Here is a 10,806-nt window from a genome sequence, read left to right on the forward strand (position 1 = left end):
GACCTTCTTCCCCACCACAGCCACCGAAAGCCCCGCCACCACCCCCACACCCGTCGACCTCCCCACCTACGCCTTCCAACACCAGCGCTACTGGCTGGAGATACCGTCCACGCCCGCGGACGCCTCGTCGATCGGCCTTGCCTCACCCGGGCACCCGCTCCTCGGCGCGACGGTGTCCCTGGCCGGTGGCCATGACGTGGTCCTGACCGGGCGACTCTCGCCCCGTACACAGCCGTGGCTCGCCGAGCACCGCGTTTCCGACGCCGTCGTCGTCCCGAGCACTGCGCTCCTGGAACTGGCAGTGCGTGCGGGGGATGAGGTCGGTTGCTCCCACATCAGGGAACTCGCGCTCGAGGCACCGCTGGTGCTCGCCGAGGACGGAGCGGTTCAGCTGCAGCTGCGTATCGAGGGCCCGGACGCCTCCGGTGACCGGGCGCTGGGTGTGTACGCACGCCCCGTGACGACCACGGCCGATGCACCGTGGACCCGGCATGCGAGCGGCGTTCTCGCGGAGAGCGGCCCGACGGAGGCCTTCGACTTCGCTGTGTGGCCGCCCGTCGGTGCGGAGCCGGTGGACATCGACGACTTGTACGACCGGCTGGAGTCGGCCGGCTTCGACTACGGTTCGGCCTTCCGCGGTGTGCGGGCCGTGTGGCAGGGCGCCGACGGCGTGTACGCCGAGGCCGAACTGCCCGAGTCCGCGGCGACCGAGGACTTTGCCCTCCATCCTGCGCTGTTGGACGCGGCGCTCCATCCGCTCGGCCTCGGCCTGCTGGACGATGTGGCGACGGAAGCCGTGCTGTTCGCGTGGCGCGGTGCCTCGCTGCAGGCGACCGGCGCGAACGCGCTGCGGATCCGGCTGGCACGTCGCGGGCCTGACGAGGTTTCCCTCCAAGCGGCTGACGGCACCGGGAAGCCGGTGATCGCGGTCGAGTCGATGTTGATGCGCAGGACCGGTGAGTCGCGGGACGACCGGACGCCTTCGCTGCCGGCTTCGCTGCTCCGGCTCGACTGGGCACCGATCGCCGTGGAGCGAGCCCGGGAGTGGGGCATCGGCGAGGACGCCCCAGCGAGCGACGAATCGTCGCTGCTGACCGTAGTGGGGAACGACCCCCTGGGCCTGGCCGAGACACTGGGCGCACCGGTCGCGGAGGCTGAGGATGTCGCAGGTTCCACGACGGTGGTAGTGCCCGCGACGATCGGCACGGCGCTCGTGACCGGTGTCGTCACGGTGGCCGAAGCGCATACCGTGCTCGGCGCGTTCAGCGAACAACTGGGCCAGCAGTCGTCGCAGGCCCGTCTGGTGTTCGTCACGCGAGGAGCCATCGCCCTCGGTGACGAGGTACCGGACCCGGAGGCCGCCGCCCTCTGGGAAGACCTTCGCGCCGTCCAGGCTGACCACCCGGGCCGGATCGTGCTCGTGGACGTCGACGACGACCGCGACTCTCATCGCGCGCTGCGGGCCGCGCTGGCCACGGACGAGTCCGAGCTCGCCGTCCGCAGGGGCGAGGTGTCGGCGGCGCGGCTGGTCAGGTGCGCATCGAGTGCTGCCACTGCCCTGAGCATGGAGCCCGGAGGGACGATCCTGGTCACCGGGCCGTTCGCTGAGCAGGTCGCGGCTGCCCTCTCGTCACGGGCAGAGATGCAGGTCGTAGCCCACCCGGACGAGGGCCCGGGCCGCGACGAGGAAGGAGCCGGAGCCGGAAACCAGGACGGGGCAGTGGATGCGACCACGGACTCCGGCCGGCATCCACACGGCCTGGAAGCCGCGGTAGCGGCGGCTCGGGCAACCGGACGCCCACTGAACGCCATCGTGCACACCGCCGACCTCAGCCGGAGCCGCGACGTCGACACGGCCCGCTCCCTCGATGAGTTGACGCGCAGCACCGGCACGGACGGTGCTTCGTCCGCGCTCATCCTCCTCGGCGTCGGCAGCCCGGCCGGGGCTCCGTCGTGCGGGCAGTTGGTCGCGCTCGCCCACCGCCGGGCCGGCGCCGGCCTGCCGGTTCTGGCACTGCTCCCGCTGTCCGGCCCGGACGCCCCGGGACTCTCCACGGCGTCGGTGGAGGAGACCGCTGCGCTGCTCGGCGCTGCCCAGGCCACGGGTCGGACGGTGCTGCGTCCCGCACGAGTGGACCGCGCCGCACTGCGCGGCTCCGCAACCCCGCTGCCGGCGATCCTCGGCGCGCTGGGGCAGGGATCCGGGCGCCGCATCGCCGCACGTGAGCAGGCCACCGCGGTCTCCGCCCTGGCGAGTCGGCTCGCGGGTAAGCCAGCGGCCGAACGTGGCCGCGCGCTGCTCACCGTCGTCCGTACCCAGGTCGCCCATGTCCTCGGCTACGCCGGCCCGGACGAGGTGGAGCCCTCCCGCAGTTTCACCGACCTCGGATTCACCTCCCTCACCGCCGTCGAGTTGCGCAACCAGCTCAGGGAAGCGACGGGCATGGTGCTGCCCGCCACGCTCGTGTTCGACTACCCGACCCCGGTGACGCTCGCCCGCTACCTGGACGGTGAACTCAGCGGAGTCACGGCCGACGTGACGCCCGTGCCGTCCGTTGCGCCGGTCGACAGCGACCCCGTCGTCATCGTCGGGATGAGCTGCCGGTACCCCGGCGGCATCCGTACGCCCGAGGAGCTGTGGGAACTGGTCGCCGCGGGTGGCGACGGGATCTCCCCGTTCCCCGCCGACCGGGGCTGGGACCTCGCCGGCCTGTACCACCCGGACCCGGACCACCCGGGCACCTGCTACACCCGCGAAGGCGGTTTCCTGCACGACGCCAGCCACTTCGATCCGGGCTTCTTCGGCATCAGCCCCCGTGAGGCGCTGTCGATGGACCCGCAGCAGCGGCTGCTCCTCGAAGCGTCGTGGGAGGCACTGGAGCGCTCCGGAATCGACCCTGCAGCCGCCCGCGGCACCCTCACCGGCGTCTTCGCGGGAGTCACGTACCAGGACTACATCGGAATCCTCGGCGGAGCGCAGGAGAGCTTCGAGGGATACGTCGGTACGGGGAACTCGCCCAGCGTGCTGTCCGGGCGGATCGCCTACACCCTCGGCCTGGAAGGGCCGGCGATCAGTGTCGACACCGCCTGCTCCTCGTCCCTCGTCGCCCTGCACCTGGCCGTCCAGTCGCTCCGTCGGGGCGAGTGCGATCTCGCGCTCGCGGGCGGTGTGACCGTGATGTCCACCCCCGGCTCGCTCATCGAGTTCAGCAGGCAGCGGGCGCTCGCCGAGGACGGCCGGTGCAAGCCGTTCTCGGCCGACGCCGACGGCGCCAGCTGGGCAGAAGGCGTCGGCGTGGTGGCCATCGAGCGGCTGTCCGACGCACGGCGCAACGGCCATCCCGTCCTCGCCGTCATCCGCGGCAGCGCCCTCAACCAGGACGGTGCCTCCAACGGTCTCACCGCCCCCAACGGCCCCTCCCAGCAGCGCGTCATCCGTCGGGCACTGGCCGCTGCCGGGCTCGCCCCCCAGCAGGTCGACGCCGTGGAGGCACACGGCACCGGGACCACTCTCGGCGATCCGATCGAGGCACAGGCCCTGATCGCGGCCTACGGCCAGGACCGCGACGAGGACCGTCCGTTGTGGCTCGGCTCGCTGAAGTCCAACATCGGACACAGCCAGGCCGCCGCCGGCGTGGGCGGCGTCATCAAGATGGTGATGGCACTGCGCAACGGGCTGCTGCCCAGGACGCTGCACGCCGAGGAGCCCAGCCCGCACGTCGATTGGGCGGCAGGCCACGTACGGCTGCTCAACGAGGCCGTCGCCTGGCCGGACGCGGACGAGCCACGCCGAGCCGGCGTCTCCTCGTTCGGGATGAGCGGAACCAATGCCCACGTCATCATCGAGGAGGCACCTCGGCAGTCGGCTCGGCCCAACACTCCGGCGGCGTCCGCGCTGCCCGTCGTACCGGTGCCGCTGTCGGCGCGCAGCGAGGAGGCGCTGCGCGACCAGGCTGCACGGTTGCGCTCCCACCTGCTCGCCCGGCCCGCCGAGTACGACCTGCCCGGCATCGGCTTCTCACTCGCGACGACCCGCTCCGCGTTCGAGCACCGGGCCGTGCTCGTACCGGCCGACCGGGACGATCTCGACCGCGGCCTGCGCGAGATCGCCGAGGGCGCGATGGTCTCCGACGTGCCCCGCGGCGTCGCCCGCGACGGCAGCGCCCGCCCCGTCCTGGTCTTCCCCGGCCAGGGCAGCCAGTGGGCCGGCATGGCGCGCGAACTGCTCGACACCACACCGGTGTTCGCCGACCGGATCGCCGCCTGCGAACGCGCCCTCGCCCCGTTCGTCGACTGGTCGCTGACGGCCGTCCTGCGCGACGACGCCGACGCACCCGACCTCGAGCGGGTCGACGTCATCCAGCCCGCGCTGTGGGCCGTCATGGTCTCGCTCGCCGAGCTGTGGCGCTCCTACGGAGTCGAGCCCGATGCGGTCGTCGGACACAGCCAGGGCGAGATCGCCGCCGCCTGCGTCGCCGGGGCGCTGACCCTGGACGACGGGGCGCGCGTGGTGGCCCTGCGCAGCAGGGCCCTGACCGCCGTCACGGGCAGCGGCGGCATGATGTCCGTCCAACTCCCCGCCGAAACGGTGGGCGAGCGCATCGGGCCCTGGGGCGAACGGCTGTCCATCGCCGCCGTGAACGGCCCTGCCTCCGTCGTGGTCTCCGGTGCCGCGGACGCGCTCGACGAACTGCTCGCCGCACTGACCGCGGACGGTGTGCGGGCCCGCAAGGTGTCCGTCGACTACGGCTCCCACTCGGCACAGGTTGAGCCGGTACGGTCCCAGGTCCTCGATGCCCTCGAGGGCATCAGCCCGGTCGAGGCCGCCGTGCCGTTCTTCTCCACCGTCACCGGACAGTGGCAGGACACCACCGGACTCGACCCCGACTACTGGTACACCAACCTGCGACAGACCGTACGGTTCGAGGACGCCATCCGCGGCCTGGTGGCCGCCGGACACCGTGCCTTCATCGAGGTCAGCCCGCACCCCGTGCTGTCCGGTGGGATCCGTGACTGCGTCGACGCGCTCGACAAGGACGCCGCCGTGCTCGGCACCCTCCGCCGGGACGCGGGCGACCTCGGCCGCTTCCTCACCTCCCTCGCCGAAGCGCACGCACAGGGCGTCGCCGTCGACTGGACCGCGGTCTTCGCCGACACCCGCGCATCCCGCGTCGACCTACCGACCTACGCATTCCAGCGCGCACGGTACTGGCCCCAGGCACGCGAACTGGGCGCGGCCGACAGCCACGACGGGCCGATGTCCGACGCCGTCGAAGCGGAGTTCTGGGAGAGCGTCGAGAAGGAAGACCTCCAAGCGCTGGCCGACACGCTCCACCTGGACGGCAACCAGCCGCTGAGCGCCGTCCTGCCCGCGCTCTCCTCGTGGCGCAGGAGCAGCCGCGAGAAGTCCACCGTCGACAGCTGGCGCTACACCGTGCGCTGGTCACCGCTCGCCGAGCGCGGCGCCGCCGCCCTGCACGGCACCTGGCTGCTGGTCGCCCCGACACCGGTCTCGGAAGACGTCGACGGCCGGGTGGCCGCCGTACGGGACGCTCTCGCCGCACACGGCGCCCGGGTACGCCTCGTCGGTCTGGCGCCCGAGGACGGCAGCAGCCGCGAGCGGACCGCCGGACGGCTGCGCGAGGTGCTCGGAGACGACGACCTCACCGGAGTCCTGTCGCTGCTCCCGCTGGACGAACACGCCCACCCCGCACACGCCGCAGTGCCCCTCGGGCTGTCCGGAACCCTCTCCCTGGTCCAGGCACTCGGCGACCTTGGCCTGAGTGCGCCCTTGTGGTGCGGGACCCGCGGGGCGGTCGCCATCGGCCGTTCCGAGTCCGTCACCCACGTCCACCAGGCCCTGGTCTGGGGCATGGGGCGGGTCGCCGCGCTGGAGCACTCCGACCGCTGGGGCGGTCTCATCGACCTGCCGGAGACGCTCGACAAGCGGGCCGCCGACCGCCTGTGCGCCCTGCTCGCCGACCCGGACGGCGAGGACCAGATCGCCCTGCGTGGCTCCGGTGCCTACGGCCGCCGACTGGTCCGCGCCCCCTTGTCCGGTATCTCGGCACAGCGCACCTGGCGGCCCCACGGCACCGTACTCGTCACCGGCGGCACCGGTGCCGTCGGTGGTCACATCGCCCGCTGGCTGGCCCGCGAAGGTGCCGAGCACCTGCTGCTGACCAGCCGTCGCGGCGCCGACGCCCCGGGTGCAACGGAACTCGAAGCGGAACTCACCGCGCTCGGCTCCCGCGTCACCTTCGCCGCCTGTGACGTCGCCGACCGCGCCGCACTGCGCGACCTACTGGCATCCGTTCCCGAGCAGTACCCGATCGACGCGGTGATGCATGTCGCGGGGTCTCTCGACGACGGCGTGATCGACTCCCTCGACCCCGGCCGCATGGACACCGTGCTGCGCGCCAAAGTCACCGCGGCGCTCAACCTCCACGAGCTGACCCGGGACCTGGACCTCTCCGCCTTCGTGCTCTTCTCCTCCACCTCCGGCACCATCAGCGGCCCGGGCCTGGGCAACTACGCCCCCGGAAACGCCTTCCTCGACGCACTGGCCGACCGGCGCCGCGCCGAAGGGCTCCCCGCCACCGCCGTCGCCTGGGGCCACTGGTCCGGAGACGGCATGGGCGAGGGCGCCGTCGGCGACCGGCTCCGGCGCTACGGCGTGTACGACATGCAGCCCGAACTGGCCTGCGGCGCACTCCAGCAGGCCCTCGACCACGACGAGGCCTACGTCTCGGTCACCGACCTCGGCTGGGACAAGTTCACCCCCGCCTTCACCGCCTCCCGTCCCAGCGCGCTGTTGCGCGACCTCCCGGACGCCCAGCGCGTCCTGGAGGCGGCACAGGAGAGCGACGAAACCGGATCCGACACCGCCAAGCTGCTCCAACACCTCGCCGGCCTCTCGGCACCCGAACGGGCCGCCATGGTCCTGGACGTCGTTCGCAGCTATGTCGCTACCGTCCTCGGCTACGCCGGACCCTCCGCGGTCGACCCCGAACGGGCCTTCAGCGACCTCGGGTTCGACTCACTCAGCGCAGTCGAGCTGCGCAACGGCATGAACGGCATCACCGGACTGCGGTTGCCCGCGACGCTGGTCTTCGACTACCCGACCTGCGCGGTACTCACCGACTTCCTGCTCACCGAACTGTCCGGCACGACAACAGAGGGCGGTGCCGCGCCGGTGCCGGCCGCCGTGCCGGCAGGACAGGCGGACTCCGACGAGCCGGTGGTGATTGTGGGGATGAGTTGTCGGTTCCCTGGTGGGGTGGGGTCGCCGGAGGAGTTGTGGGGGTTGTTGGTTGAGGGTGGGGATGGTGTGGTGCCGTTCCCGGTGGATCGTGGGTGGGATGTTGAGGGGTTGTATGACCCTGAGCCGGGTGTGCCGGGGAAGGTGTCGACGCGTGAGGGTGGGTTCTTGTCGGGGGTTGATGGTTTCGATCCTGGGTTCTTTGGGATTTCGCCGCGTGAGGCGGTGGCGATGGATCCTCAGCAGCGGCTGTTGTTGGAGACGTCGTGGGAGGCGTTTGAGCGGGCGGGGATTGTTCCGGGGTCGTTGCGTGGTTCGCGTACGGGGGTGTTTGCGGGGACGAATGGTCAGGATTACACGGGGTTGTTGGTGGCGTCTGGTGAGGAGGATTTGGGGGGGTATATCGGTACGGGTAATGCGGCGAGTGTGGTGTCGGGTCGGTTGTCGTATGTGTTTGGTCTTGAGGGTCCTGCGGTGACGGTGGATACGGCGTGTTCGGCGTCGTTGGTGGCGTTGCATTTGGCGGTGCAGTCGTTGCGTGCGGGTGAGTGTGATTTGGCGTTGGCGGGTGGTGTGACGGTGATGTCGACGCCGGGGTTGTTTGTGGATTTCAGTCGGCAGCGGGGGTTGGCTGCTGATGGTCGGTGCAAGGCGTTTTCGGATGCTGCGGATGGTGCGGGGTTTTCTGAGGGTGTGGGTGTGTTGGTGGTGGAGCGGTTGTCGGACGCGCGGCGGAACGGCCACCGGGTGCTCGCGGTCGTTCGCGGCACGGCGGTGAATCAGGATGGTGCGTCGAATGGTTTGACGGCGCCGAACGGTCCGTCGCAGCAGCGGGTGATCCGGCAGGCGTTGGCGAGCGCCGGCCTGTCTCCCTCGGATGTGGATGTGGTGGAGGCGCATGGCACGGGGACGTCGTTGGGGGATCCGATCGAGGCGCAGGCGTTGCTTGCGACGTATGGTCAGGATCGTGATGGTGGTGTGCCGTTGTGGTTGGGGTCGGTGAAGTCGAACATCGGTCATACGCAGGCGGCTGCGGGTGTGGCGGGTGTGATCAAGATGGTGTTGGCGTTGCAGTATGGGGTTCTGCCGCGGAGCCTGCACATTGATGAGCCGTCGTCGCATGTGGATTGGTCTGCTGGTGAGGTGCGGTTGCTCACGGAGGCTGTTGAGTGGCCGGCGGGGGAGCGGCCGCGTCGGGCCGGGGTGTCCTCCTTCGGCATCAGCGGCACCAACGCTCACACGATCCTGGAGGAAGCCCCGACAGTCGACGACTTGACGGACACCGAGAAGCCGCTGAAGCTCCCGGTGTTGCCCTGGGTCATTTCAGGACGTGACGAGGCCGGCTTGATGGCACAGGCAGCCCGGCTCCTGGCGCACCTCGACACGTCCCCGCTCGATGCCTCCGATGTGGGCTATTCCCTCGCTACGTCGAGGGAGGTGTTCGACCACCGTGCCGTGCTGCTCGTCGCTGATCACCAGGCTGCTGTACAGGGGCTGACCGCGCTCGCCGACGGCCGAAAGGCTGCCGGAGTGGTGCGCGGAGACAAGGGTCTGGGCCGGACCGCCTTCATGTTCGCGGGGCAGGGTTCGCAGCGGGTGGGTATGGGTCGGGAGTTGTATGAGGCGTTTCCGGTGTTCGCGGATGCCTTTGATTCCGTTTGTGCTCACTTTGATGGTGAGTTGGAGTTGTCGTTGCGGGGTGTGGTGTTTGGCGATGTGGCGGATGTGGCGGATGTGGCTGGTGGTGGTGTGGGGTGGTTGGATCGGACGGGGTTCACTCAGCCGGGGTTGTTTGCTCTGGAGGTGGCGTTGTTCCGGTTGGTGGAGTCGTTTGGTGTGCGGCCGGATTATGTGGTGGGTCATTCGGTGGGTGAGTTGGTGGCGGCGCATGTGGCGGGTGTGTTGTCGTTGGAGGATGCGTGTCGTTTGGTGGCGGCTCGTGGGCGGTTGATGCAGGCGCTTCCGGTGGGTGGTGCGATGGTGGCGTTGCAGGCTGCGGAGGGTGAGGTGTTGTCGTTGTTGGAGGGGCGTGGGCTGCGGGTGGGGGTTGCTGCGGTGAACGGTCCGCGGTCGGTGGTGGTCTCTGGTGAGGAGGCCGCGGTGTCGGAGGTTGCGGAGCGGTGTGAGGCTCAGGGGTGGAAGGTGAAGCGGCTGCGGGTGAGTCATGCCTTCCACTCGCCGTTGATGGATCCGATGCTGGAGGAGTTCCGGGCGGTCGCCGCGAGCGTGACCTACACCGAGCCACGCATCCCGGTGGTCTCCAACGTGACCGGCACCCTCGCCACGCCGCAGGAGCTGATGTCCCCCGACTACTGGGTGCGCCACGTCCGCCAGACGGTGCGCTTCGCCGACGGCGTCCAATGGCTCGCGGACCACGGCGTGACCAGGTTCCTGGAGATCGGGCCGGACGGCACCCTGACCGCCATGGCACAGGGCTGCCTCGACAGCGACACCGGCACGGACCGCCTCCTCGTCCCCGCCCTCCGCAAGGACCGGCTGGAGTCGGAGGCTCTCGTGGCGGCGATGAGCGGCATGTTCGCCAACGGTGCAGATGTGGAATGGGGTGCGTTCTTCCCCGGAGCGCGGCTGGTCGATCTGCCCACCTACGCATTCCAGCACGAACACTTCTGGCCGAGCAGCCCGAGGGTGGGGGCGAGCAACATCGCGACGCGTCCGGCGGATGACGGGGCCGCTTGGTTCTGGGAAGCCGTCGAGCGGGAGGACCCGAACGCCTTGGCAGGGGAGTTGGAGATTGCCGGGGACGCGTCGTGGGACGAGGCTCTGAGTGCCCTGTCCGCGTGGCGGCGGCAGCAGCGGGAGTTGTCGGTTGTGGATGGTTGGCGGTATGGGGTGGAGTGGAAGCGGTTGGTGGGGTTGTCGGGTGGGGTGTTGTCGGGGCGTTGGTTGGTGGTGGTTCCTGAGGTGGTGGCGGGGTCTGTTTGGGTGTCTTCGGTGGTGGAGGGTTTGGTGGCGTGTGGTGTGGTGGTGGAGCAGGTGGTGTGTGGTGTGGAGGTGGATCGGGCTGGGTTGGTTGAGCTGTTTGGGGTTGAGGGTGTTGAGGGTGTTGAGGGTGTGTTGGTGTTGTCGGGTGGTTTGGAGGGTGTGTGTGGTGGTGGGGTGCCGGTGGGTGTGTGGTGGGCGGCTGTGGTGGTGCAGGCGTTGGGGGATGTGGGTGTTGGTGGGCGTGTGTGGGTGTTGACGCGGGGGGCTGTTGGTGTGGGTGGGTTGGATGTGGTGGATCCGGTGCAGGCGGGTGTGTGGGGTTTGGGTCGGGTGGCTGCGTTGGAGTTGCCGGATCGTTGGGGTGGTTTGGTGGATCTTCCGGGGGTTGTGGATCGTGGTGTGGTTGATGGGTTGGTGGGGGTTCTTGTGGGTGGTGTTGAGGATCAGGTGGCGGTGCGGGGGTCGGGTGTGTTTGGGCGGCGGTTGGTGCGTGGTTCGGTTTCGGTTGGTGTTGGTGGTTGGGTGCCGCGGGGGACGGTGTTGATTACGGGTGGGACGGGTGCGTTGGGTGGTTGTGTGGCGCGTTGGGTGGCTGAGTGTGG

1 protein-coding gene is annotated in these 10,806 nt (G+C 70.0%); it reads left to right on the plus strand.

All coding sequences use genetic code 11. The annotated features are described in order from the left end of the window. Positions 1 to 10,806: type I polyketide synthase (locus tag ACFXOM_RS35365; RefSeq protein ID WP_385041576.1), on the plus strand; the 10,806-nt coding region annotated here is incomplete at both ends.

Source organism: Streptomyces sp. NPDC059169 (assembly GCF_042755225.1).
Taxonomy (GTDB): domain Bacteria; phylum Actinomycetota; class Actinomycetes; order Streptomycetales; family Streptomycetaceae; genus Streptomyces.